At 70.1% G+C, this 23157-nt stretch carries 18 protein-coding genes; 6 read left to right on the top strand and 12 right to left on the bottom strand.

Annotated elements, in window-relative coordinates:
* Nucleotides 1-233: 233 nt before the first annotated feature.
* The 3 genes from HWX87_RS10540 to bcsB are packed head-to-tail and all read right to left on the bottom strand — an operon-like array spanning nucleotide 234 to nucleotide 7669.
* Entirely contained in the window at nucleotides 234-4142 is a 3909-nt protein-coding gene (locus tag HWX87_RS10540) for a cellulose synthase subunit BcsC-related outer membrane protein (RefSeq protein WP_176047082.1), read from the bottom strand.
* Complete coding sequence (gene bcsZ, locus HWX87_RS10535; RefSeq protein WP_176047081.1) at nucleotides 4127-5347, bottom strand: cellulose synthase complex periplasmic endoglucanase BcsZ; 1221 nt, start codon at nucleotides 5345-5347, stop codon at nucleotides 4127-4129. Before bcsZ ends, HWX87_RS10540 begins: the two co-directional genes overlap by 16 nt.
* A gap of 3 nt (nucleotides 5348-5350) precedes the next feature.
* On the bottom strand, nucleotides 5351-7669 hold the full coding sequence (gene bcsB / locus HWX87_RS10530; RefSeq protein ID WP_176047080.1) for a cellulose biosynthesis cyclic di-GMP-binding regulatory protein BcsB: 2319 nt from the start codon (nucleotides 7667-7669) through the stop codon (nucleotides 5351-5353).
* Nucleotides 7670-8144: 475 nt separating this feature from the next.
* On the opposite strand from bcsB, the gene HWX87_RS10525 reads away from it, so the two are divergent.
* Nucleotides 8145-9167: a sensor domain-containing diguanylate cyclase gene (locus HWX87_RS10525; protein WP_176047079.1), complete on the top strand. Its 1023-nt coding sequence runs from the start codon at nucleotides 8145-8147 to the stop codon at nucleotides 9165-9167.
* A gap of 68 nt (nucleotides 9168-9235) precedes the next feature.
* Here the strand turns inward: HWX87_RS10525 and HWX87_RS10520 are convergent, their stop codons facing one another.
* From HWX87_RS10520 to HWX87_RS10505, 4 genes are all read right to left on the bottom strand, one after another.
* Nucleotides 9236-9685, bottom strand: a complete 450-nt coding sequence (locus tag HWX87_RS10520) for a hypothetical protein (protein WP_176047078.1) — start codon at nucleotides 9683-9685, stop codon at nucleotides 9236-9238.
* The gene (locus HWX87_RS10515) at nucleotides 9685-11094 is read right to left on the bottom strand and encodes a phosphatase PAP2/dual specificity phosphatase family protein (RefSeq protein ID WP_176047077.1); all 1410 of its coding nucleotides are present in this window, start codon (nucleotides 11092-11094) and stop codon (nucleotides 9685-9687) included. Before HWX87_RS10515 ends, HWX87_RS10520 begins: the two co-directional genes overlap by 1 nt.
* Nucleotides 11091-12860 (bottom strand): bifunctional alpha/beta hydrolase/class I SAM-dependent methyltransferase, encoded by a 1770-nt coding sequence (locus HWX87_RS10510; protein WP_176047076.1) that lies wholly within the window; start codon nucleotides 12858-12860, stop codon nucleotides 11091-11093. The genes HWX87_RS10515 and HWX87_RS10510 overlap by 4 nt, the downstream gene beginning before the upstream one ends.
* A gap of 91 nt (nucleotides 12861-12951) precedes the next feature.
* Nucleotides 12952-13554 carry a CDP-alcohol phosphatidyltransferase family protein gene (locus HWX87_RS10505; RefSeq protein WP_176047075.1) on the bottom strand — a complete coding sequence of 201 codons (603 nt, stop codon included), beginning with the start codon at nucleotides 13552-13554 and terminating at the stop codon, nucleotides 12952-12954.
* A gap of 475 nt (nucleotides 13555-14029) precedes the next feature.
* Between HWX87_RS10505 and HWX87_RS10500 the strand changes: the two genes are divergently transcribed.
* Nucleotides 14030-14662, top strand: coding sequence for a lysophospholipid acyltransferase family protein (locus HWX87_RS10500; protein ID WP_176047074.1), 633 nt, complete (start codon nucleotides 14030-14032; stop codon nucleotides 14660-14662).
* 37 nt (nucleotides 14663-14699) lie between these two features.
* Nucleotides 14700-15629 (top strand): phosphatidate cytidylyltransferase, encoded by a 930-nt coding sequence (locus tag HWX87_RS10495; protein WP_176047073.1) that lies wholly within the window; start codon nucleotides 14700-14702, stop codon nucleotides 15627-15629.
* 40 nt (nucleotides 15630-15669) lie between these two features.
* On the opposite strand, the gene HWX87_RS10490 is transcribed toward HWX87_RS10495, so the two are convergent.
* Nucleotides 15670-16494, bottom strand: a complete 825-nt coding sequence (locus HWX87_RS10490; protein WP_176047072.1) for a topoisomerase IV — start codon at nucleotides 16492-16494, stop codon at nucleotides 15670-15672.
* A gap of 55 nt (nucleotides 16495-16549) precedes the next feature.
* Nucleotides 16550-17038, bottom strand: coding sequence for a hypothetical protein (locus tag HWX87_RS10485; protein WP_244137652.1), 489 nt, complete (start codon nucleotides 17036-17038; stop codon nucleotides 16550-16552).
* A gap of 106 nt (nucleotides 17039-17144) precedes the next feature.
* Here HWX87_RS10485 and HWX87_RS10480 point away from each other — a divergent pair, with 106 nt between their 5' ends.
* From HWX87_RS10480 to HWX87_RS10470, 3 genes are all read left to right on the top strand, one after another.
* Nucleotides 17145-17942, top strand: a complete 798-nt coding sequence (locus HWX87_RS10480; protein ID WP_176047071.1) for a helix-turn-helix transcriptional regulator — start codon at nucleotides 17145-17147, stop codon at nucleotides 17940-17942.
* A gap of 113 nt (nucleotides 17943-18055) precedes the next feature.
* Nucleotides 18056-18883, top strand: a complete 828-nt coding sequence (locus HWX87_RS10475) for a helix-turn-helix transcriptional regulator (protein ID WP_176047070.1) — start codon at nucleotides 18056-18058, stop codon at nucleotides 18881-18883.
* A gap of 357 nt (nucleotides 18884-19240) precedes the next feature.
* Complete coding sequence (locus HWX87_RS10470) at nucleotides 19241-20062, top strand: carbon-nitrogen hydrolase family protein (RefSeq protein ID WP_176047069.1); 822 nt, start codon at nucleotides 19241-19243, stop codon at nucleotides 20060-20062.
* 21 nt (nucleotides 20063-20083) lie between these two features.
* Here HWX87_RS10470 and HWX87_RS10465 read toward each other — a convergent pair whose 3' ends face one another.
* The 3 genes from HWX87_RS10465 to HWX87_RS10455 are packed head-to-tail and all read right to left on the bottom strand — an operon-like array spanning nucleotide 20084 to nucleotide 23092.
* Nucleotides 20084-20395: a hypothetical protein gene (locus tag HWX87_RS10465; RefSeq protein WP_175035715.1), complete on the bottom strand. Its 312-nt coding sequence runs from the start codon at nucleotides 20393-20395 to the stop codon at nucleotides 20084-20086.
* Entirely contained in the window at nucleotides 20395-21753 is a 1359-nt protein-coding gene (locus tag HWX87_RS10460; protein ID WP_176047068.1) for an acyclic terpene utilization AtuA family protein, read from the bottom strand. Before HWX87_RS10460 ends, HWX87_RS10465 begins: the two co-directional genes overlap by 1 nt.
* 40 nt (nucleotides 21754-21793) lie before the next feature.
* Nucleotides 21794-23092 (bottom strand): citrate:proton symporter, encoded by a 1299-nt coding sequence (locus HWX87_RS10455; RefSeq protein WP_176047067.1) that lies wholly within the window; start codon nucleotides 23090-23092, stop codon nucleotides 21794-21796.
* Nucleotides 23093-23157 lie beyond the last annotated feature (65 nt).

The raw sequence follows: 23157 nt of genomic DNA, 5'->3' as shown, positions 1-23157 counted from the left end.
TGAAGTATTCGCAAGGAGTGCAACGCGGCGAGCGGCCGTTCTCGTGGCAACCCCAAATTAAAAAATCCATTCCAGGGGAATGCCCGAAATCGCCCGTATGGCGGCGTCGCTCGTCGCTTGTTTGGCTCGGCCAAACGGCGCTCCTCACTTCTTGCCCTACGCCCCGAAGGAAGTCCCCTTGGGGGGCGAGCGATTTCGGGCATTCGCATGTCCGTTCCATATGCAAGCAGACCCTAGTAATCCGAATAAAGCCGTACCGGCGTCGGCGTGACGAGCCAGCTGCGCTGCGCGCGTGCATCGAACGCATAGCGCAGGTACACAAGCGCCGAACTCGGCGCATAGTCGTGCGACCGGTCGATATGCAGTTGCGCGCCGACGCTCAGGTGCGGATTCATGCGGTACTCGACGATGCCGTTGAAGCCGTACGAGAACGACACGCCGCGCGTCGAGCTGCCCGCGTACACGAATCCGGCCGCGACCTGCTCGGCCCGCTGGCCCGAGAACGTCGGGTAGTACAGCGAATCCTTCTCGTAGCTGTTCGAGATCCCGCCCGTGAAGGTCAGGTCCCACGACAGCGCGTCGCGCCGCCCCGCCCACTCGATCGGCACGCCGAGCGACAGGTAGCGCTGCGGGCTGTAGTACCCGCCCTGCCCGTACGTGTAGTAGCGCAGGTTCTGCGCGTAGTGCCATGCACTGCCGACGAGACCGGTGCTGACCTTCATCGTCGCGCGTTCGTACACGGGCACCGTGAAGCCGGTGCGCAGCGTGACTTCCGCGTTGCGTTCGACATTGCGGCCGGACAGCACGCCCGCGCCGAGTTCCGCGAACAGGTTCGTGCGGCCGACGTCGACCGACGCGCGCAGGTTCACGCCGTCGCGGCGCACGCCGCCCCAGACCGCGCCCGTCCACGGGTCGCGCATCCCCGCGTACGACAGTACGCTGCTCGTTTCCGGCCGCCGCGACGCATTCACCGTGAAGCTCGCCGGGCCCGCGTCGAAGCGGTAGCGTACGCCGCCGACCAGGTAATGCACGGGGAAGCCGAGCGGCGACGTGCCGAGATCGAAGCGCCATGCGTCCGTGCGATAGCCGGCGCCGAGCGCGACGCCCGTCGTCGACTGGTGCAGCGAGCCCGGCGGGTTCGCGATCAGTGCGGCGGCCGGCTGATTCGACTGGAACGGAGGGGGCAGCCCGTTCTGGGCCCTGAGCGCCGCGTAGGTCCCGAACGTCTGCAGCGAATAGGCGTTCGGGTCGCTCGTGTCGAGCGTGCCCGGATCCAGATGGACGGTGTCGATCTGCGCGAACACATGCCCGTCGTAGCGGATCGGCATCTGCACGTAGATCGGCACCTGCTGCGCGCGATACGACGAAATGCCTTCGTCGCCCGACTTGTACGAGGGCATCCAGCCGGTCTCGATCTCGGGGTCACGCCGCTGTTCGAGATCCGCGAACGCGGCCTGCGCGGGCGTCAGGCCGTCGCGGCCCGGGCTCACGCCCGCCGTGCGCTCCTGCGACCGCGACAGCCGGTACAGCGACGCTGCGTCGTCATAGCGGCCCTGCGCCTCGGCCACGCGCCCGGCCGCGACCGTCACGTCGGCGCGCTCCGGATACGCGGCATGCAGCCGTCCGGTCAGCTGTGCGGCCTCGTCGGAGCGGCGCAGCGCGTTCAGGCGGCGCACGGCCGACAGTTGCGTGTCGACGTCGTCGTCCGGCGTGCGCGCGAGCACGGCCTGCACACGTGCGAGCGCCGCCGCGCGGTTGCCGCTGTCCTCGTCGATGCGCGCGAGCGCGAGCTGCGTATCGGCATCGTCCGGTGTACGTGCGACGAGCGGCGCGAGCGCGTCGCGCGCCGCACCGTAATGGCCCTGCGCGCGTTCGAGATCGGCCAGTTCGAGCGCGTAGCGCTTGTCCGCGCGGCCGGCCGGGCTCGCGCGATCGAGCAGTTGGCGCGCCCGTGCATAGTCCTGCTGCGCGATCGCATCGTCCGTCTGCCGCAACACGAGCCGCAGCGACTGGTCGTTGAGCCGCGCCGTCTGTGCGGGTGTCAGCGACGGTTCGCGGCGCAACGTGTCGAGCCACGCGGCGAGCGCGTCGTCGCGCCCCGCGCTGCCGAGCAGGTCGCCATAGCGCAGCCGCACGTCGGCATCGGCTTCGCGCGGATGCGCGACGATCCAGTCGTGCAGCGGTGCGAGGCCGCGCTCGGGTTCGCCCGCATCGATCCACTGCGCGCCGATCGCGGCGAGCAGGTCGGGATCGTCCGGCGCGCTCGCCTGGGCATGCGCGAGCGACGCCGCGAACGCCGCGCGGTCGCCGCGCCCGAGCGCGCCGCGCGCGTCGGCCAGCGTGCCTTCGGCGTCGAGCTTGCGCGCCAGCGCGCGCATCCCGTCCGAACGGTGCGCGTCGTCGACGGGTGCCAGCGCAGCCTGCGCGCCCGCGATATCGTCGAGCGAATTGCGGTACAGCGCAGTCGCGTAACGCATCTCGGGCGTATCGCTTTGCGCGAGCCCGTCGTCCATCACCGTGCGGCCGAGCTGCGGCAGCCCCATGTCGCGATAGAGGCGCGCGAGCGCGAAGCGCGTCCACGGCGCGTCGGGCGCCGCGCGCACGGCCGCCTCGTAGCGCTGCGCGGCGGGCCCGCGTTCGCCCTTGTCCGCAAGCGCGCGCGCCTGGCTCGCGAGCAGGTCGGCGCGCAGGCCGTCGAGTGTGCGGCGATCGTCGCGGCCCGTCACGCGCCCTTGCAGCGCGTCGAGCAGCGGACCGATCCGGTCCGCGCGGCCGGTGTTTTCATACAGCGTCGCCGCGCCACGCACGGCCGACGGGCTCGGCGAACGCGCGGCCAGCAACTCGCGCAGCAACGGCTCCGCGCGCGCCCAGTCGCGCTGCGCGAGCAGCGCATCGGCAAGCTGCAGCTTCGCGTCCGGGCTGTTCGGCTGCATGGCAAGCGCCGCCCGCGCCGCGCGCTCGGCATCCTGCGGCCGACCCGCGGCAGCCGCCGTTCTGCCTTGCGCGAGCAGCCCCCAGAATTGCGCGGTGCGCGCCAGGCTCTGCCACTTGCCGCGCTGGTCAGTCGCGAGCGTTGCCGCCCGCGCGAACAGCGCGCGCGCTTCGTCGTGCCGCCCTTCGCGCAGGCGCAACAGGCCGAGCCCGCCGACCGCGTCGGCGTCGTCGGCCCGCGCACTCGCGGCGCGGGCAAGCAACGGATCGGCGGCGGCCAGGTCGCCGCGCGCGAGCGCCTGCAGGCCGCGCTGCTGCGCGATGTAGTCGGGATTGCGTTCGAGCCGGCGCTGCGCATCGCGCTGACTGTCCAGTTCGGCCACGCGGCCGCTGAATTCGGTGTCGTCCGGCACGAGCGCGAGATACGCCTGCAGCGCATCGAGATACGCGGGATCGTTGCCGGTCGATTGCAGCACGCGCCGCCACAGCGACATCGCCTCGGTATGGTCGGCGTCGTCCCGCTTCGCGAGCGACCAGGCGATCCGGTTGGCCTCCGGGCGCGTATCGGCATGCTGGTTCAGCAACCGCGCCAGCGCCATGGCCGCGCTGGTGTCCTGCGGATCGGCCGCGATCGCGCGGCGCAGCGCGGCGATCGCCGACTCGCGCCCGCCCGGCGCATTCGCGCGGATCTCGTAATACTCGGCGCCGAGCGCGCCCGACGGCGCGCCGTTCGGAAACAGCGCGACGATCCGCCGTGCCGCCTCGTCGGACCGGCCGCTGCGCGCGAGCAAGCGGATCTGCGCCATCTCGCCGCGCCCGCTCGTTGCGACGCGGTACTCGTCGGCCACCCGCCGCGTGGCGGGCGCATTCGGCGACTGCACCTGCAAACGCGCGAGCGACGCCTGCGCGCCTTTCGCATCGCCCAGCCGCAGCAGCACGCGGACCTGTTCCGCCAGCAGTTCGGGATCGCCCGGTGCAATCAGCAGCCCCTTGCGCACGGCATCGCGCGCGAGATCGTCGCGATGCTTGACGCCCCACATCCGCGCGGTGTCGAGCTGGCGCCGGGCATCGGCGGAAGCAGAAGTCGCCGGCGTGACGGGGCTCGCCATCGCCGTGCCGGATGCGGCGCCGGGCGCCGCCGCGCATACCGACGACGCGAGCCACGCGAATCCCGCGACGTGCGGCGCGGCGCGTTTCAGCGAGCGGCGCACGAGCGGCCTCCCCAGCGCGTGTCGAGCGTGCCGTCCGCGCCGAACGTGTAGCGCCCGTCGCGCCAGCCGAGGCCGAACAGCGTCAGCACGCTCGTGTAATAGCCGGGCGGCGACTGGCGCGCGAGCGTATCGACGCGGGCCGCCTGCGCATCCGCGAGCGCACGCTGGCCGCGCGCGTCGAGGAACGGCACGGCCGCCGCCGAAAACCCGCCGTTGCCGTCGTTCGCCCCCGCGACGCCCGTCGTCGTATCGACCTTCTCCGGCGGCGCGCCATGCGCGGCAATGTAGTCGGCGAACGGCGCGAAGCGCGCGAGCAGCGGTGCGGCGAGCGGATCGGCACGGTCGAGCATGCCGGCCCACAAATACACGCGGATCGCGTTGTACGCGCTCTCCGCGTGCGTCTCCGGGTCGGGGCCAAAGCCCGTGCCCGCGCGATACAGCGCCCAGTCCGGCGAAAAGCCTTTCGGCGCGGTGTCGAGCAGCACGCGCCCGGTGCTGGAAACCAGCGCGGCCCAGCGCCGGTCGTCGGGCAGGCGCGCGCCGAGCGCGCGGATCACCTGCGGCGGCGAATAGCTCGGATTCACGCGGAACTGGCCATTGGCGAGCTTGAACCCGGTCGGCCCCGGCAGCAGCGTGAGGCCGAGGCCCGGCACGCTCGCCGTCTCGTCGTCGAGCACGCGCTTCGCGAGCAGCGCGCCGCGTGCCGTATAGCTGCGCTCGCGCCACAGCCGCCCGGCCTCGACGAGCGCATACGCGATCCACAGATCGGCGTCCGATGCGGCGTTGGCGTCGAGCACGCGCCACGCGCCGTCGGGCGCCCGGCCCCACAGCCACGCGGGCAGATGCGCGCTCAGGTCGCCCTGCGCGAGGTTGTTCTCGGTCCATGCGAGGATCGTGTCGAACATGCGCCGGTCGTTCGCGACCAGCGCGAAGAAAAGTCCATACGCCTGCCCCTCCGAGACCGTACGCGAATCGGCCGAGCCGACGTCGATCACGCGGCCGTCGGCCGAAATGAAATCGCGCTTGAACGCGTCCCAGCGCGGCCACGCCGCGCTGCATGCCGCATCGGGCGCGGTAGCGCCCGCGGCCTGCGCGCGCGTGGCCAGTCCGGCCGCCGCGCACGTCACCGCAAGCGCCAGCGCGAGTGTCGCGCCGACACGCCGCGCCGGCCGCGCTGCCCGTCGCTTCGTCATAACCCGCGCCATCCGTTACATCCCCCGTCGACGCGCGGCGATTCTCTGCAGCACGCTGAACACGCCGAGCGCGAGCAGCAGCCCCGCGACGACGCCGACCGCGCCGAGCGCGACCGGATGGCGTGCCGCATGCGTCCACACGCGTGCATACCACGGCACGAAACCGACCACGTAGGGCTCGCCGACACGCAGGCTGTCGACCTGCCCCGGCCGCACCACGGCGAGGTCGCCCTGCAGTTGCGACACGAGGCCCGGGTTCTCGAACACGTTGAGCAGATCGCCGAGGCGCGGCTGATCGGTCGCCGTCAGCGCGACGACGCTGCGCCCGTGGCTGCCCGGCAGTTCGAATCCGGCGAGCGCCGCGAGCGGGCCCGTCTGTTCGATATGCGCGCCGCCGTCGGCGAGACCGACGCCGTTGCGCCAGCGTTCCTTCACCGTGAACGCGACGCGCGTGGCGCCGTCGCCGCCCGCGCCGCCCGGCTCGCCGAACGCGAGCGGCAGCGCCGAGCGCCAGTGCGCGAGCAGCGGCGACGCGGGCGAGCCGTCGATCACGAGCAGATCCTTGCTGCCCGCCAACGCGGCCACGTCGCCCGGTCGCGCGACCTGCACGCGCAGCGCCGGAAAGCCGGTCCATTCGCCCATGTGGCCAAGCATCGTCAGGTAAGCCTCGAGCTCCTGCGGCGACGGCCGGTCGGGCATCACGACGGCCGTCTGCGACAAATCGGCGAAGCGCGTGAACGGGAAGCCGCTGTTCGCGAAGAACGCGAGGTTCGGCAATTGCGCGTAGTGGACGAAGTGCGAGAAGTCGATCGTCGAATCGGGATCGATCGCCGCGCGCTGCGGCTCGCTCGCCGTGCTCGAACAGAGCCCCGTCTTCTGCGAATCGAGCGTGAAGCGGAACTGCAGCTGGTTGCCGCTGCCGACGCGGAACGCCGGGATGTCGACATCGCTCGTCACACGCCCTTCCGGTACCGACAGCAGCGGCAGCTGCATGCGGCCGCGCGCGTCCTCGGCGTGGGCCGGCCCGAGCCGGTACGACTTCACGAGCTGGTCGTTGATCTCGACGGCGAGCGTCGAATTGTCCTGCACGGTCGGCGCCGTATAGCGATAGCGCAGCGTGATCGGCACGCCCGCGCCGTTCCACGAATGGAGATCGGCCGGCACGCGCAGGTTCAGGCGGATCGCGTCGGGCGTCGTGCCGCGCGCTTCCAGCTGGCGCGGATCGCCGACGAGCTCGCGGAACGTGATCGGCCGGTTCACCGGCAGCCAGCGCGGCGCGTCGTAAGGCTTGCGCGGCGCGCCGAGATCGACGTGCGCGACCGTGGCCGCCGGCCCCGACAGCGCCGCGCGGCCGAGCACGAGCGTCGCGACCGCATCGTCGACCTCGGCCGCCGTGCGGCCCGTGACGACCAGCACCTTGCGTCCCGGCGCGGCCGGGTTGTCGGCAACCGCGAGCAGCGGGCCGTTGACCGACGGCAGCGCGAGGCCGGCCGGCAGCGTCGCGGCCGTCCCGACCACCACGGCCTGATCGTCGGCAGGCAGCCCGGACGACACCGGGAAGCGCGCATGCCGGTAGTCGGCCAGCGCACCGAACCACGACGCGAGCACGCCCGCGCTGCGCAGCGTCGCCGAATCGGGCGTGGCCGGCAGCACGAACGGCAGCCGCACGCGACCGTTGTCGCGCCGGTCGAAGAACGGCGCAGGCAGCAGCGCGAGGTCGTTCGGCAGGCGGACCGGCGATTCGTCGAGGATCAGCTCGCTCGTCGGGCTCACGTCGGCCCACAGCGCCGAGTTCGACGGATCCTCGCAATGGTCGAGCGTGTAGTGCGCGATCAGGCGCAGGCCGATCTGGTTGAAATCGGAGAAGTAACGCGGATCGATCGGGATGTCCTGCGTGACCGTGCGGCCCGCGCGCGCGGCGTCGAACGGGACGGTCGCGATCACCTCGCCGTTCACCGACACCTTCAGGTGCGACATCGGGAACACCAGCGACGGCGAATACGCGTAGGTCAGGCGCAACCGCGCGCCCGTCACCACGCGGTCGAGCCGCACGCCCGCATTGATCGTGCGCGCGTCGTCGGCGCCGCGCAGGCGCAGCGGATCGAACGCGCCGAGCGACGCGAACGGCAGATGCACGGTCGTCGCCGGCAGGCCGGCAGACGATGCGCCGGCCGCGCCCGGCGCAGCCGCGAGCGCCGGTGCCGACGCTTCGGCGAGCCCGGCGGCCGACGCGGCGGCCGGCACCGCCGGCATCGGCGCGGCCGACAGCGCGGCCGCGTGGAAGGCGCCAACCATGGCGGCCGACAGGACGAGCAGCGACACGGCCGGCTTCATGCGCCCCTCCGTTTCGTCTGGTTGATCCGGTCATCAAGCACGTCGGAACCGACGCGCGCTAAGCAGCTATGCCCGTGAGTGCACATCCCCACTGCTTCCCCTCATATGGCGAACTGACCTGATGCATTTATCGAAACAACGCGGCGAATTCTTTAATGGCCGTCGTCGTGCTGCGCGCGCCTGGCACGGGCGCGCACCCATTCGTCACACTATCTCAAAAACAAGACAAAACTTACGCGAATTCGTGACGGTGAGGCGAAAAAAACCTCAATCCAGTCGGAAATGCTGCACGAGAGGGACGAATGGTAAGAATTGCGCCGTTGTCGCCGGACCGACCGAACGGCATACTGCCGGCGCGGTGCGGCTGGCCGGCGGCGGTCCGTTGCGGACCGCCCGGGACGCGCTGCCGCGAGGCGGCGCGTATGCTACCGCAATCCCGCGACGCCGGATGCGCTTTCTTTCACGGAAAACTGACTTGAATCAAATCGTCGACACCGCCACCCCGTCCCCCGACACGCTGCTGCGCGTCATCGCCGTCCAGACCGAAATCGCGAAGCTCGGCCTCGACCTCGGCAGCGTGATGACCTATGTGGCCGAGCAGGTGCCGCTGCTCACCGGCGCGAGCGCGGCCGCGGTCGAATTCGCGGAGGGCGACGACATGGTGTACCGCGCCGCGTCGGGCACCGCCGCGGGGATGCTCGGGCTGCGGCTGCGCCGCTCGGGCAGCCTGTCGGGCCTGTGCGTGCAGCAAGGTGAATTGCTGCACTGCGTCGATTCGGAAACCGACCCGCGCGTCGATCGCGACGCGTGCCGCCGGGTCGGCCTGCGCTCGATGCTCGTGATGCCGCTCACGCATGCCGACACGACGGTCGGCGTGCTGAAGGTGATGTCGCCGGAGGTCGACGGTTTCTCGCCAGCCGACGCCGGCACGCTGCGGCTGACGGCCGAGCTGATCGCCGCCGCGATGTTCCACGCGGCGCGCAACGAGGCGAACGAGCTGTACCTGCGTGCGACGCACGACGCGCTCACGGGCCTGCCGAACCGCGCGCTGTTCTACGACCGCCTGCGGCAGTCGATGCACACGGCGCTGCGCGCGAACGGCCGGCTCGGCATCCTCAACATCGACATGGACGGGCTGAAGCCGATCAACGACGGGTTCGGCCACCGCGCGGGCGACGCCGCGCTGCGCGAGATCGCCACGCGCATGCAGGGCGCGGTGCGGCGCTCGGATACGGTCGCACGCGTCGGCGGCGACGAATTCGCGGTGATCCTGCCGAACATCGGCACCCGCGACGACGCGCACGCGCAATGCACGCGGCTCGCGCAACAGGTCGGCGAACCGTTCGAATTCGAGGGACGCGCGTTGCGGCTCGGCGTCAGCGTCGGGATCGCGATGATGCCCGACGACGGCACCGACATGACCGCGCTGATCGAGCATGCCGACCAGGCGATGTACGAGGCCAAGCGGACGCGATCGCAGCGTGCGATACGCGCGTAACGCGCGCCCGGAGGAAATCCACCTGGAAAGCGGGGCAAAGGCCCGCCCGTGATTGGCGTGTCGTGGCGCTAGCCGATACGTGGAACGGCGAGCGCGAGCCCGACCGCGAGCCACTGCACGATCGCGATCAGCACGCCGGCGCGGCACAGCCCGACCGCGCCGCGCACCCGCGCATCGAGCGCGCGCCCAGCCTTCGCCGCGTCGATCCAGCCGAGATCGGCGAGCGCGCGGTCGAGCGCCGCGAGCCCGTCGTCGACCGCCCCGTCGCCCGCCGACCGCGCGAGCGCGGCGAACAGCCGGCGGTCGATCTCGATGCGCACCGCGTACCACAGCGCCGCGATCCCCGAGCCCGTGCTGACGACCGCCAGCAGTACACGCGCGATCGTCGCCGGCGCCCAGCCCGATGCAATCCACCAGCCCGCGCCGGCCGCGGCCAGCGCGGCCGCGATCGCCCACGCGCCCGCATCGAGCGCGCCGCGCGCGGCGGCAATCCGGAACGGTGCGGACGGATCGCGCATCACACGCTGCCTGCCGCGCCGCGATGGCGATCGATCCAGTGCTGCAGCACGGCCACGCCATCGTCCGACCACACCGCGTGCGGCCGCACCGCGCGCACCGCGGCCAGCGCGTCGCGCGCATCGCCGAGCCCGCGCCGCGCGGCGAGCCACGCGGCCGCGCACAACACGCTGCGCCCGTAGCCGAGCGCGCAGCAGACCAGCACGTCGCGCCCTTCGCCGTGCAGGCGCTCGAGCGCCGCGACGGCCTGTGCGAGCTGCGCCGCGGTCGGTGCGACGAGGTCGAGTTGCGGCACCGCCGCATACGCAAGCGACGCATCGGCCGCCGTCCAGCGCGGCATCTCGGCGGTCAGATCGACCAGCGCCGTGAAGCCGTGGCGCCGTACTTCACGCGTGGTCGGCGTGCGGCCGATCGACACGCGTTCGTCGATCCGCACCGGGGCCGGCTGCCGGAACGTCCACAGCCGTGAATTCGCGAATGCACCGGCGATCGTCGGCGCGAGCAGCCAGCGGATGAATACCGGGAAACGCCCGTGCGCATCCTTCTGGAACGCGCCGGGTGCGCCGCGCCGGTAGACCCACGCGACGCACGCGAGCGCCAGCACGACCCACCCGGCCGCCAGCGCCCAGCCCGGTGCGCGCGGCACGCACCACAGCGCCACGAGCGCGACCAGCGCCGCACCGAACGCATAACGGCGTGCGAGCGCACGGCCGGCCGCGCCCGGCGACCCATCGGCGCCCGGCAGCCGGCCCGCGACATCGCGCAGCGGAAACAGGAACAGCGCGAGACAGCCGACGGCCGCGCCGGTCGGCACGTCGATCGCGTGATGCTGGTAGGTCGTCAGCACCGACACGCCGATCGCCGCGAACCACAGATGCAGCACGATGCGCGCGACCGTGCCGCGCACATGCTTCGCATAGACGGCCCACAGCACGACGAGCAGGCCGATGTGCAGCGACGGCGCCTGGTTGAACGGCTTGTCGAACCCCATCAGCAGCGTGAACAGCGCGCCGGCCGCGCCGCCCGCGTCGGGCCGCTCGAAACCGAAGCGCAGCGGCCACGCGATGAAGCACGCGACCGACACAAGCTGCACGGTCAGCAAGCGCTTCACGTGATCGAGCAGATCGTCGCGGCGCGTCCAGAAAAAGAACGACAGCGCGTACAGAAGATCGATCGACCAGTACGGCACGATCGTCCACGGCACGAACGGAATCGCGTGCTCCCAGCCGAACGCAAAGGTCGGCACCGCCGCACGGCGCGCGGCGAGCCAGTTCGCGAAGCCGTAGGTGGAGAAGAACACCGCGCCCATCGCCACGAGCCAGCCGAAGCGCAGCGCGAGCGACGCATCGCGTGCGCCGGCCGCCGACGCCTGCGCCGCCAGGCCGCGCGCGTCGCCGCCGAATTCGCTCATGACGCGTCGACCCGCTGCGCGAGGCTGACCGTGAAAATGCCCATCTCGTCGATCCGCTGATCGAGCTTGCGGAAGCCCGCTCGCGCGACGAGTTCGTCCATCTCGGCCTGCGAACGGCGCCGCATCACCCAGGTCGCCTCGCCGCGATGGTTGTTCAGCGCACGCGCGATGAATTCGAGCTGCGGATGCCACGGCTGCCCCGTATAGACGAGATAACCGCCCGGCGGCACGGCCTGCGCGAGCCCGCGCAGCGAGCGTTCGATCAGTGCGTTCTCGCCGAACAGCTCATACAGCCCCGACACGATCGCGAGCGTCGGGCGCGGCTCCAGCGTCGCGAGCGACGTCTCGTCGAATGCGTCGCCGCGCTCGAAGCGCGCGATCGGCTCGAGCCCGCGCTGTGCGATCAGCACGCGCCCGGCCTCCACGTTCGGCGGACTGTAATCGCGCAGCGTGATGTCGTCGGGCGCCGCGCCGTCGCGCTCGGCGGCCGTGGCGATCGCATCCAGCACGTAGCGCCCGTGGCCGGCCGCGATGTCGACGATCCGCACCGGCGTGCCGTGGCCGCGCAGGCGGCCAATCGCCGAGCCAATCAGCTCCTGCAGGTGCACCTTGCGCTGGCGGATGCCGATCCAGCCCGGCGAATCGAGATACGTGCGGTCGATCAGCGCGCCGACGCCGAGCCGCCCCTGCGCGCGGTTGCGGTACACGTAGTCGAGCGTCGAGCCCGAATCGAAGCCGAGCCGCAGCCCGAGCGCGATGCCGTCCGACAGCGCGCCGCCTGCTTTCAGGCCGGCGCGCGTGAGCGCCCAGTACGCACGCGCGAACGCGTTCGCGGGCGGGCGGCCGAGCGCCGCGTATTCGTCGTGGAACGCGCCGCGCCGGTCGGCGTCGGCGAGCGACACGCGCGGGCTCGGCGCATCGAACTCGCGCAGCACGAACGCGCGCAGCGGCGCGAGCGCCTGTGCGCGGTCGCGCTCGCCGAGCGTGTCGTGATAGAAGCCCGGCAGCACGATGCGCTCCTTGCGCGCCGAGCCGAGCCGTTCGAAGAAGCGGTCCTGCGGGCCGCGATGCACGACCCAGTCGGCGCCCGAGATCAGCAGTTGCGTCGGCACGGTGATCGCGGCCGCATCGGCGACGATCCGCTGCGCGGTGTCGTGCAGGTCGAGCAGCATGTTGACCGCGATCGGCCGCGTGATCAGCGGATCGGACGCGTAGCTCGCGATCCGCTCGGGATCGTGCGTGAGGAATTTCGGCTTCACGTAGCTGTTCACGTAGAACAGCCCGCGCAGCTTGTGCATCAGCCGCAGGCCCGGCCGCGCGAACGGTACGTAGAGCTTGATGTGGAACGCCGGCGATGCGACGACGAGCGCGCGGATCGGCGGCGCGTAGTCGTGCGCCCAGGTCGCCGCGAGCACGGCGCCGACGCTCTGGCCGACCACGGCCATGTCCTCGATCGCGATGCCGTGCGCATCGCGAATATGTTCGACGAAGGTCTGCAGGTCGCGCACCGACGCGGCCGCGCTCGGGCTGTAGCCGCGCGCGCCGGGCGAACGGCCGTGGCCGCGCGCGTCCCAGGCGAAGAATGCGAAATCGGGCAGGTCGAGCTCGTCGACGAGGTGCGCGACGCGCGCAGAATGCTCGTGGCCACGATGCAGCAGCACGATGGCGCCGCGGCAATGCGGGCCCGTCGCGGGCCAGTGACGATAGAACAGCGTTTCGCCGTCGTGCGTGATGAAGTCGGCCTCACGTGCCGCGCGTGCGCTCATGTGTTTTTCTCTCGTTTCGTTATTCGTATCTTGGTGCGCCGCCCTCCGGCGCCCGGACCCGCCACTGCCTTTGACTGCCTTGACTGCCCTTTCAACCCTTTTCCGCGATGCCGACCTGCACGCGCCGCACCACGGTCACGATCGACAGCACGATCAGCAGCCGCCACAGCCATGCGGCGACAGCGCCGACCGGAAACCCGAGCCCGATCCACAGCGCGAACGCGCCGAGCGCGAGCGCGCGGTCGCTCTTGCCGAACGGGCCGTCGTAGCGGCGGCTCACGCCGACCAGCGGGCCGATCAGCCCCGCGCATTCGACGATCACCGCCGTCAGCGCGAACAGCCAGACGTCTGCCGGAGCGAACGCCGGAATCGCGAGAAACGGCAACACGAGCGCGACATCGGACACGACGTCGCCCAGTTCGTTCAGGTACGCGCCGAGCGTGCTCTTCTGGTTGTGCTCACGCGCGAGCATCCCGTCGATCGCATTGAGCGCCATCCGCACGAACAGCCACAGCGGGATCAGCAGGAACAGCGCGCGGGCGAACACGCCGAGCCCGGCGAGCGCGCCGACGACGATCGAGCCACCGGCCGCGAACAGCGTGACCTGGTTGGCGGTGACGCCGCGCTCGGCGAGCGAATTCGCGAACGGGCGCAGACGGTCCTGGAATTTGGGTTTGAGTGCGTAGAGGCTCATCGTTTCGTATTCGTATTGTTTGTTCGCGCGGCACGGTCGGGCACGTTTCCCGCCGCCATGCCCCGGGCGGCAAGACGGCCTGGGGCGGCCCTCAATGGACGGCCCTCATCGTCGCCGAGCCGCCCCGACGCGTCAAGCATGCGCATGGCCCGCCCGCGCGGCGCCAATCTGGCGTTTTTGACGGAAACTCGCGATAATCCGCTGGCCCGATCGCAGCGACGATCCATTCGAACTGCAAACGGGCGCTCGTGCAACAGCCGATCATCACGCCGCCGACCGGCGCATTCGCCGCTACGCAACGTGGCGTGACGATGGCGAACCGTCCGATTATCGCGGACCTGCGACAGGCAGCCACGAACTTGAAAAAATTTAAACAACGACCGTCCGGCGCGCATCCTGCCGCGCCGGCATTCCGGGGTCCCGCCCGCCGCGCATGCGCAGCGGGCCATGCAGGCAGGCAGGAGGCACCGCGCCGATGAACATCGTCAACGTCTGGCAGCGCGATTTCCTGCTGTCCATCGTGCGGCTCGTCGCCGGCGCGTATCCGGTCTGGCATCAGGCGCCGCCGCCCCCGACGCAGAAGATCTATTTCTCGAACCACACGAGCCACATCGACACGCTCGCGATCCTCGCCGCGCTGCCGCGCGACGTACGCGCGGTCGTCCGGCCGGTCGCCGCGCGCGACTACTGGGACAGCAGCGACATGAAGCGGCACATCGCGCAGAAGCTGCTGAACGTCGTGCTGATCGACCGTCACCGCGAATCCGGCGGTGACCCGCTCGACCCCGTGCGCGACGCGCTGCGGCAGGGCCACTCGATCATCATCTTCCCGGAAGGCACGCGCGGCGCCGACGTGCTGCCGCAGCCGTTCAAGAGCGGGCTGTTCCATCTCGCGACCGAGTTCCCGGACGTCGCGCTCGCGCCCGTCTACCTCGAGAACCTGCAGCGCATCATGCCGAAGGGCGCGATCTGGCCCGTGCCGCTGATCTGCAAGGTGCATTTCGGCGCGAACGACGCACTCGGCGCCCAGGAAGAAAAACCGACGTTCCTCGCCCGCATGCGCGACGCCGTGGTGGCGCTCGCGCCGCCGCAGCGGCCCGCGGGCTGAGCGCGGCGCCCTCTTCTCCCTTTTCCGGATATCAACAATGCGAACAATCTTCTGGGAACTGGTCGCGGGCGTCACGGCCGTGCTCGTCGTCGCGACCGTGATCGGCACGATCCTCGGCGCGCGCAGCGGCGGCCAGAGCGCGACCATCGTCAACCTGAACCAGCGCATCCGCGCGTGGTGGGCGATGATCGCGATCATGGCCATCGCGATCGGCCTCGGCAACAATGTCACGTACCTCGTGTTCGCGCTGCTGTCGTACCTGACGCTGCGCGAGTTCATCACGCTCACGCCAACTACCGCGAGCGACCATACGACGCTGTTCATCGCGTTCTTCGTCGCGATCCCCGTGCAGTACCTGCTGCTCGGAATCAACTGGTACGGGATGTATTCGATCTTCGTGCCCGTGCACCTGTTCTTCGCGATGTCGCTCGTCTCGGCGCTCACGCAGGACACGCGCGAGTTCCTGAGCCGCAATGCAAAGATCAACTGGGCGCTGATGGTATGCGTGTACGGGCTGAGCCATGCGCCGGCCGTGCTGATCCTCGACATCCCGCACTACGCGGGGCAGAACGCGCTGCTGCTGTTCTTCTTCCTGTTCGTCGTGCAGATCAGCGACGTGCTGCAATACGTCGTCGGCAAGCTGTTCGGGAAGCGCAAGATCGCGCCGCAGCTGTCGCCGTCGAAGACGATCGAAGGCTTCGTCGGCGGCGGTTTGCTGGCCACGCTGTGCGGCGCGTCGCTGTATCGCGTGACACCGTTCGGCTTCTGGTCGGCGTTCGGCATCTCGCTCGCGATCGTGATCGCGGGCTTCGTCGGCGGCCTCGTGCTGTCGGCCGTCAAGCGCTCGCTCGGCACGAAGGACTGGGGCTCGATGATCGCCGGCCACGGCGGGATGCTCGATCGCGTCGACTCGATCTGCTTCGCCGCTCCGGTGTTCTTCCACCTCGTACGCTACCTGTACGTGTGATGCGCGGGCGGCGCAATGCCGCCCGTGCCTGCGCGACGGATCAGTACCCTTCGCGCAATGCCTTCGGCACGACGTAGCGGCCGCGGGCCGCGTCGAACGTCACCGTATGGCGCGCGTGGATGGCCTTGTCGCCGCGCGTGCCCGTTTCCGTGACCGTCAGCGGATAAACGTCGCCGGTGCCGGTCAGGTCCGGCGCAATCTCGAAACGCCGGTCCTCGCAGCGTGCCCGCGCGTTCGCACATTCGCTCGACTCCGCATTGTCGAGCGCCTCGTCGATGCGCGCCGCCGCCTGCACCAGCGCATTGCCGTACGGTAGCCAGATCGACCGGAAGGTTTGCGTATAGCCTTGCCGCATGTCCCCTTCGCCGATGACGAACCCGAACAGGTGCGGCCCGAGGCGCTCGATGCGCACCGTGCCCGGCTCGCCGCGCCTGCCCGACGCGATCTCCGTTTTCTTCACGATCGGCTCGAGCGTCTTGCCGTCCGCCGCGGGCTTCAGCACGTACAGGTCGATCGTGCCGGACGACGCGTCCGAATCCATGCCCGGCATCCCGTTCTGCACCGCGGCCTCGGTCTCGCCACACATCGCGAGCAGCGTGCGCGGGCCGTCCGCGGTCGCGACGCGCAGCGTGCCGCATGGCGCATAGATGAAATCGTCGCCGTCCGCCTGCCAGCCCTTGCGGTCGGCTCGCCACTTGCCGTAGGTGTCGTGGACGAAGGTCTTCAACGGAGGGGCAAGCTGAACCGGCTCGGCGGCATGAACAGGCGACAGCGCGGCAGGCGCCGTGAGTACCGCGAGCGCGCCAAGTGCGGCGAGCGACGCCGCGAGCGGCTTGAAACGTTGGTTCCTGGGCGGGACTGTCATGACGAGGTTCGTTCTGGTCGAGAAGAGTTGTTGCGAAGGGTTGCCGCGTGCACGATCACGGTTGCCGTGGCGCGATGCCGGTGCCCTGCTCCGGCGCGGCCGATGCGGCCGGTCCGGCACAGGTCGACACGAAGCGTGACAGCGCGCGCCGGTCGACCTTGAGCACGTCCGGCCGGTCGGGATCGCGCGTGACGTCGAGCGCGCGCATCGCCCGCGTATCGAGCGACACCCAGCCGATCGTCGCTTCGCGATTGGGCGTCCCCGAGTGGTCGGGTATCGTGAACAGCCTGATGCGGTAGATGTCGCCGTCGCGCTCGTCCACGTCGGCACGGATGTCGTGCCGGTTCATCGCGGCCTGCCGCAGCGCCGGCACGATCAGCTGCGTCAGCTGGTCGTTGCACGACGCCGGCGGCGCGGCGGTGGCCGTCTGCACGGCCATCGCGCCCACGCTTGCCAGTGCAACAGGCATGAACACAGCCGCCAACCGGCGACGGCGCATGGCCTCGCCATTCGCGCCGGCCGGCGGTACGATCTCGTTCTTCATTCCAGGATCCGTTCGATGTGCGCGGGAAGCTGCCCGCGAGCCCGTAGCGTACACGCACGGCACGGCGCCGCAAGCGCGCATCGACCGGCCCGACACGGACATACGCATGAACCTGACCTTGCAGGACGTCGCCTGGCACCGCTCGGTCGGGCGGCTCATCGACACGCTCGACCAGTCGGGCTTCTGGCTGTCGCTGATCCGGCTGATCGAGGAATACGTCGCGGTCGACAGCTGGGTCGCGCTGATGTTCGACGACGGCCGCCCGCAGGTGTTCGCCGAATGCGCGTACGAAGGCGACGGCCCCGATCCGCTGTTCCGCGACTACGTGCAGGGGCTGTACCTGCTGGACCCGTTCTACATCGCGAACCGCGACGCGCCGACGAGCGGACTGTTCCGGCTGTCCGACGTCGCGCCCGAGTGCTTTCGCGACACCGAGTACTACACGCGCTATTTCACGCACAACGTCGTCGAGGACGAAGTGCAGTTCAACGTCGTGCTCGACGATGCGCGCACGCTGTGCCTGTCGCTCGGCAGCAAGCGTCGTTTCGGCCCCGAGCAGGTCGCGTTGCTCGATCTCGTCCGGCCGTGGGTCGCCGCGCTGATGCGCCAGCGCCTCGCGTACGAGCACACGCTTACCGAACCGGCTGCGTCGCGCCGGCCCGGCGCCGAGGCAGGGAACGGCTTCGAGCACGCGATGGCGCGGCTCGGCACGCCGCTCACCGCGCGCGAGCTCGACGTGATCCGGCTGATCCTGAGCGGCCGCTCGAACAAGGAAGTCGCGAACAAGCTGGAAATCTCGGCGGAAACGGTCAAGGTGCACCGCCGCAACATCTACGGGAAGCTCGCGATCAATTCGCAATCGGAGCTGTTTTCACTGTTCCTGAAGGCGCAGACCGACGCGTGACGCGGACTGCCACCGCGAGCCGGTACGGGCACCGGACACGGGCAATCCCCGGCTGACGCCCGCATGGCGCTCGCGTATGGTCTGCGTATCGTTCATCCTCCCGGGCGCCCGTCATGCTCACCCCTCCATCCGCCCTGCCCGGCCCCGGCGGCCCCGTCATCGGCGTGCGGCCGCAGACACTCGGCAACGCGATCCGGGCGGCCGGCACCGCCGGGTTCGCCGACGCCGTCGCCGGCTTCGTCAACGAGAGCATCGTCACCGACGCGATCCACCTCGAACGCTGGCGGCCCGATCCGGGTGCTGCGTCCGGCTACCTGATCGAATGGTTCGGAAGCTGGGGCGACCGCCATCACGAGCTGTGCGTGCTGATGGACGCGTACTACCGCGATTTCTGGCAGACCGATCCGCTCGTCGCGCCGGTGCGCGGCACGAACGGCACGCTGCTGTTGCAGCGGCACGTCGGCGGCCTCCCCGACGGCGATTTTCGTCGGCGCTTCTTCGACGAACAGCGTGTCACCCAGGAATGCATGCTCGTGCACGGCAACGCGAACGTGCAGTACGCGCTGTCGGTCACGCGCTCGACCGATCACACCGCGTTCAGTCGCGACGAGCTGTTTCACCTGCGGCAGATGGCCGACCTGCTGTTCCCGCTGCTCGACGTGCATGCGCGTTCGTGCGCCGCGCGGCGCATCGCGCCGGCCGCCGGCCACGCACCGTCGCATCACGGCTTCGACACGCGCGTCGCGCGGCAGGACGTGCGGCTGTCGCGCCGCGAGCAGGAAATCTGCAAGCTGCTGCTGAGCGGCCGCTCGGTACCGGAAGCGGCCGCGCTGCTCGACATCCGCCATTCCACCGCCGAAACCTACGTGAAGCGCGCGTTCGCGAAGCTCGGCGTGCGCACGCGCGGCGAACTGTTCGACTGGGCGCTGCTCGACGGTTAGCGGCGGCGCGCACCACCGCTATCGGCTATCCGCTATCGGCCGCGCGTTCCGCGCAAACGGGGGCCCGTCACGACCCTCGCCGGACCGGATCGTCTGCGCCCGCGTGCAACACGCGCCGGTCGCGGCAGCACGGGCGATGACGGCACGATCGTCGTGGTCGGAACCTGTTCGCCTCCCTTTGCCGGTACGGCGGCTTCCTTGCGTCTTCACGGGTCACGGCAACGGATCGCGAAATCAATACCCCCGGCGGGTTAACGCATCGGCGGGATGGGAAAGCGCGGGGTTCGGCGCATACTGGAGCCTCGTTCCAACCGCTCCGCCGCACGCCGCGACGGGTCATTGCCCCCGAAACCGCCCATGAAACTGAAGCTCGACATCGTCCAGCTCGCCGGTCGCGACGGCGACACGCACTACAACCTGCAGCGCACGCTCGAAGCGATCGCAACCTGCGCGCCCGGCACCGATATCGTGATGTTTCCCGAAGCGCAGCTCACCGGCTTCCTCGATCCGTCGAATCTCGCGGCCGTCGCCGAGCCGCTCGACGGGCCGAGCATCGGCGCGGTGATCGCCGCCGCGCGCGCACGCGACGTCGCGGTCGTGATCGGGTTGATCGAGAACGATGGCGGCCGCTTCTACAACACGACCGCGTTCGTGACGCCCGACGGCATCGCGCTGCGCTATCGCAAGACGCATCTGTGGGTGAGCGAGCACGGCGTCGTGCTGCCCGGCGACCGCTACGCGACCGTCGAATGGCGCGGCGTACGGATCGGCCTGCTGATCTGCTACGACAGCGAATTTCCCGAAACCGGCCGCGCGCTCGCCACGCTCGGCGCGCAGCTGATCCTCGTGACCGACGGCAATATGGAGCCGTACCGCAACGTCCACCGCACGTCGGTGTCGGCGCGCGCGATGGAGAACCAGGTGTTCGCGGCGGTCGCGAACCGCGTCGGCGACAGCGCGCACGACGTCGTGTTCGCCGGCGGCAGCCTGGCGGTCGATCCGTACGGCAACGTGATCTTCGAAGCCGGCAACACCGAATCGCGTCATGCTGTCGAACTCGATTTCGACCAGCTCGCCGCATCGCGCGCGGTCTACGACTATCGCAACGATCAGCGGCTGCATATCGCCGGCGAGCGCATCGAGCATGCGGACGGACGTCGCGAGTTGCTGATTCCGTAACATGCATCCGCCCGCCCCGCGTTACGCCGGGTCGGGCACCTCGATCGCCAGCAACGCCGAACTGACCGACTTGCCGTGCGCATCGAGCGCGAGCGAGCGCGTCACGCCGCCGCCGAGCGCATCGCGCAGCACGAAGTTGAATGCGCCGAGCGCCGGCAATTCGTAACGCACGACGTCACCGCGCACGATGCCGGCGAGCCACGCCTTCACCGCATCCGCATCCAGATGCGTGCGCAGATGATCGTAATGACGCGGATCGCGGCAGATGACCGATACGTTCAGCGTATTGCCCTTGTCGCCGGTGCGCGCATGCGCGAGTTCACGCAGTTGCATCATGCCTCCACGAATGAAAACGACGGCGTCACGGCCGCACGCGGCAGCAGCACCGACTGCACGGCGATCACCTCGCGCGTCGACTTGAACGCGCCGCCGCCGCCGGCCGGCCCGTTCGTATAGAGCGTCTCGACTTCGTTGCCGATCCGCGCGGCTTCATCGGCGCTCGCCGCACGGCCGGCCACCCGCACGCGCACCTCGGCCGGTTCGCCGCGCACGGGCGGCGTCGCGTCGCCATACAGCGAATCGACGCCGATCAGGTCGAAGCGCCACTCGGTCGCCGCGACGCCGGTCAGCGCCAGCCGCTCGCGGACGATGTCGAGCGCAAGGCGCGCGCGTTCGAGCGCACCCGGGCCGCCGTACGAGATCTGGCCTTCGCCGATGTAGCCGTCGACATAGGCCACCGACACCTTCAGCGTATCGGGCCGCGCGGTGCCGCGCCCGCCTGTCACGCGCACGCGGTCCAGCGCCTCCTCGGCGACCGCGACGCGCGTGAAATCCGCGACGACGTCGGGCTGCAAATACCGCGCCGGATCGTGAATCTCGTAGAGCAGTTGTTCCTTGCAGGTCGCCGCGCTCACGCGGCCGCCCGCGTGCGGCACCTTCGTGATCACGACCGAGCCGTCGGCCGTGACTTCGCCGATCGGGAAGCCGAGCCGCGCCAGGTTCGGCACGTCCTTGTAGCCGGGATCCGCGAAATAGCCGCCCGTCACCTGCCCCGCGCATTCGAGCAGATGGCCGACGACGGTCGCGGCCCCAAGCGTGTCCCAGTCGTCCATCCGCCAGCCGAACGCGTGGATCAGCGGCGCAGCGAACAGCGACGGATCGGCGACGCGCCCGGTCAGCACGACGTCCGCACCGGCCGCGAGCGCGTCGACGATCGGCGCGGCGCCGAGGTACGCATTCGCGGACACGATGCGGTCGCGATAGGCGGCGACTTCGTCGCCCGATTCCTCGAAGCGGAACGCCCCGCGCAACACGACATCGAGCACGTCGTCGCCCTCGACCGCCGCGACTTTCAGCCCCGCGATGCCGAGCGACTGCGCGATCTGTGCGGTGCGCCGCGCAGCCGCGCGCGGGTTCGCGGCGCCCATGTTCGACACGATGCGCACGCGTTTCGCCGCCGCGACCGGCAGCACCGCATGCATCCGTGCGTCGAGCAGCGGATCGTAGCCGAGCGCCGGGTCCTTGCGGCGCGCCTGCTGCGCGATCGCGATCGTGCGCTCGGCCAGGCATTCGAAGACGAGATAGTCGAGCTGCCCGTGTTCGGCAAGCTCGACCGCGGGCTCGATCCGGTCGCCCGAGTAGCCGGCGCCCGCGCCGATGCGCACGCGCGGTTCAGGTTGTTTTGCTGTCATGTCCGTACCGTCGTCCGGCGGATCGCGCCGCCGGGAATGATCAAAAGATGCCCAGCACGACGCACGCGATCGTCATCACGATCGAGGCGCCGAACAGCAGCGGGAACGTGAATTTCTGGTGCTCGGCCAGCTCGATGCCGCACAGGCCGACGACGAGGAACGTCGCGGGTGTCAGCGGGCTGACCGGGAACCCCGTCGTCATCTGGCCGAGCAGTGCGGCCTGCCCGACCTGTACCGCCGGCACCCCCAACTGGCCGGCCACTTCCGCGATCACGGGCAGCACGCCGAAGTAGAACGAATCGGGATCGAACAGCATGCTGAGCGGCATCGACGCAATCCCCAGCACGACCGGAATGTGGCCGGCCATCGACGGCGGCACGAAGCCGACCGCCGCCTGCGCCATCGCCTTCAGCATCCCGCTGCCCTGCATGATCCCCGTGAACACGCCGGCCGCGAGCAGGATGCCGGCCATCATCAGCGCGGCGCGCGCATGCGCGTCGATGCGCTTGCGCTGCATGTCGACGTCGGGGTAGTTCACCATCAGCGCGATGCACAGCCCGACCATGAACATGATCGCGGGCGGGATCTTCTCGCCCATCACGACCATCGTGCCGAGCACGACGAGCGTCAGCACGAGGTTGAACCAGAACAGGTGCGGCCGGCGCAGCGCCTGCTCGTCGGGCGTCAGTTCGCGCTTCGGCAGCGGAACCGACGCATCGTCGCGCGACAGGCCGAGCCGCTTCTCCTCGCGCCGCCCGAGCCAGTACGCGACGCCGAACACGAACGCCAGGCCGATCGCCTGCACCGGGATCAGCGGATTGAACAGCGCCGACACCGGCAGGTGCAGCGAAGCGGACGCGCGGATCATCGGCCCCGTCCACGGCAGGAAGTTGATGCCCGCGGCCATCGATACGGCCGCGGCCAGCACGCGCCGGTCCATCTTCAGCCGGTCGTACAGCGGCAGCACGGCCGGAATCGTCACGAGAAAGCAGACGGCGCCCGAGCCGTCGAGATGGATCAGCAGCGCGAGCAGCGTCGTGCCCATCACGATCCGCGTCGGCCGCGTGCCGACCGCGCGCAGGATGCGATCGATGATCGGGTCGAGTGTGCCGGCATCGGTGATCGTGCCGAAATACAGGATCGCGAATACGAACATCCCGACCACGGGCGCGAGGCCCTTCAGCCCGTCGATGACGAACTTGCTGGTATGCAGCCCGAAGCCGCCGATCAGCGAGGCCGCGATCGGCACGATGATCAGCGCGACGAGCGGCGACATCCGCTTCGACAGAATCGCGGCCAGCAGCACGACGATCGTGCCAAGCCCGAGTAACGGCAGCATCCGTGTCTCCTACCTTGTCTTTTGTTGGAGACGAGCGTAAGGTCGGCGCAGCGATAGCACAATTG

This window comes from Burkholderia sp. BCC1644 (assembly GCF_902833225.1).
Classification (GTDB): domain Bacteria; phylum Pseudomonadota; class Gammaproteobacteria; order Burkholderiales; family Burkholderiaceae; genus Burkholderia.
Note: the sequence above shows the minus strand (reverse complement) of the source record. Positions and strands in the feature narration are given on the sequence as shown.

Coding starts and splice junctions, on each gene's coding strand:
- HWX87_RS10520 (WP_176047078.1), bottom strand. CDS start 9,685: ATGCGCGATCCGTCCGCACCGTTCCGGATTGCCGCCGCGCGCGGCGCG.
- HWX87_RS10500 (WP_176047074.1), top strand. CDS start 14,030: ATGAACATCGTCAACGTCTGGCAGCGCGATTTCCTGCTGTCCATCGTG.
- HWX87_RS10480 (WP_176047071.1), top strand. CDS start 17,145: ATGAACCTGACCTTGCAGGACGTCGCCTGGCACCGCTCGGTCGGGCGG.
- HWX87_RS10460 (WP_176047068.1), bottom strand. CDS start 21,753: ATGACAGCAAAACAACCTGAACCGCGCGTGCGCATCGGCGCGGGCGCC.
- HWX87_RS10465 (WP_175035715.1), bottom strand. CDS start 20,395: ATGCAACTGCGTGAACTCGCGCATGCGCGCACCGGCGACAAGGGCAAT.
- HWX87_RS10455 (WP_176047067.1), bottom strand. CDS start 23,092: ATGCTGCCGTTACTCGGGCTTGGCACGATCGTCGTGCTGCTGGCCGCG.
- HWX87_RS10485 (WP_244137652.1), bottom strand. CDS start 17,038: ATGAAGAACGAGATCGTACCGCCGGCCGGCGCGAATGGCGAGGCCATG.
- HWX87_RS10470 (WP_176047069.1), top strand. CDS start 19,241: ATGAAACTGAAGCTCGACATCGTCCAGCTCGCCGGTCGCGACGGCGAC.
- bcsZ (WP_176047081.1), bottom strand. CDS start 5,347: ATGGCGCGGGTTATGACGAAGCGACGGGCAGCGCGGCCGGCGCGGCGT.
- bcsB (WP_176047080.1), bottom strand. CDS start 7,669: ATGAAGCCGGCCGTGTCGCTGCTCGTCCTGTCGGCCGCCATGGTTGGC.
- HWX87_RS10505 (WP_176047075.1), bottom strand. CDS start 13,554: ATGAGCCTCTACGCACTCAAACCCAAATTCCAGGACCGTCTGCGCCCG.
- HWX87_RS10515 (WP_176047077.1), bottom strand. CDS start 11,094: ATGAGCGAATTCGGCGGCGACGCGCGCGGCCTGGCGGCGCAGGCGTCG.
- HWX87_RS10510 (WP_176047076.1), bottom strand. CDS start 12,860: ATGAGCGCACGCGCGGCACGTGAGGCCGACTTCATCACGCACGACGGC.
- HWX87_RS10475 (WP_176047070.1), top strand. CDS start 18,056: ATGCTCACCCCTCCATCCGCCCTGCCCGGCCCCGGCGGCCCCGTCATC.
- HWX87_RS10495 (WP_176047073.1), top strand. CDS start 14,700: ATGCGAACAATCTTCTGGGAACTGGTCGCGGGCGTCACGGCCGTGCTC.
- HWX87_RS10490 (WP_176047072.1), bottom strand. CDS start 16,494: ATGACAGTCCCGCCCAGGAACCAACGTTTCAAGCCGCTCGCGGCGTCG.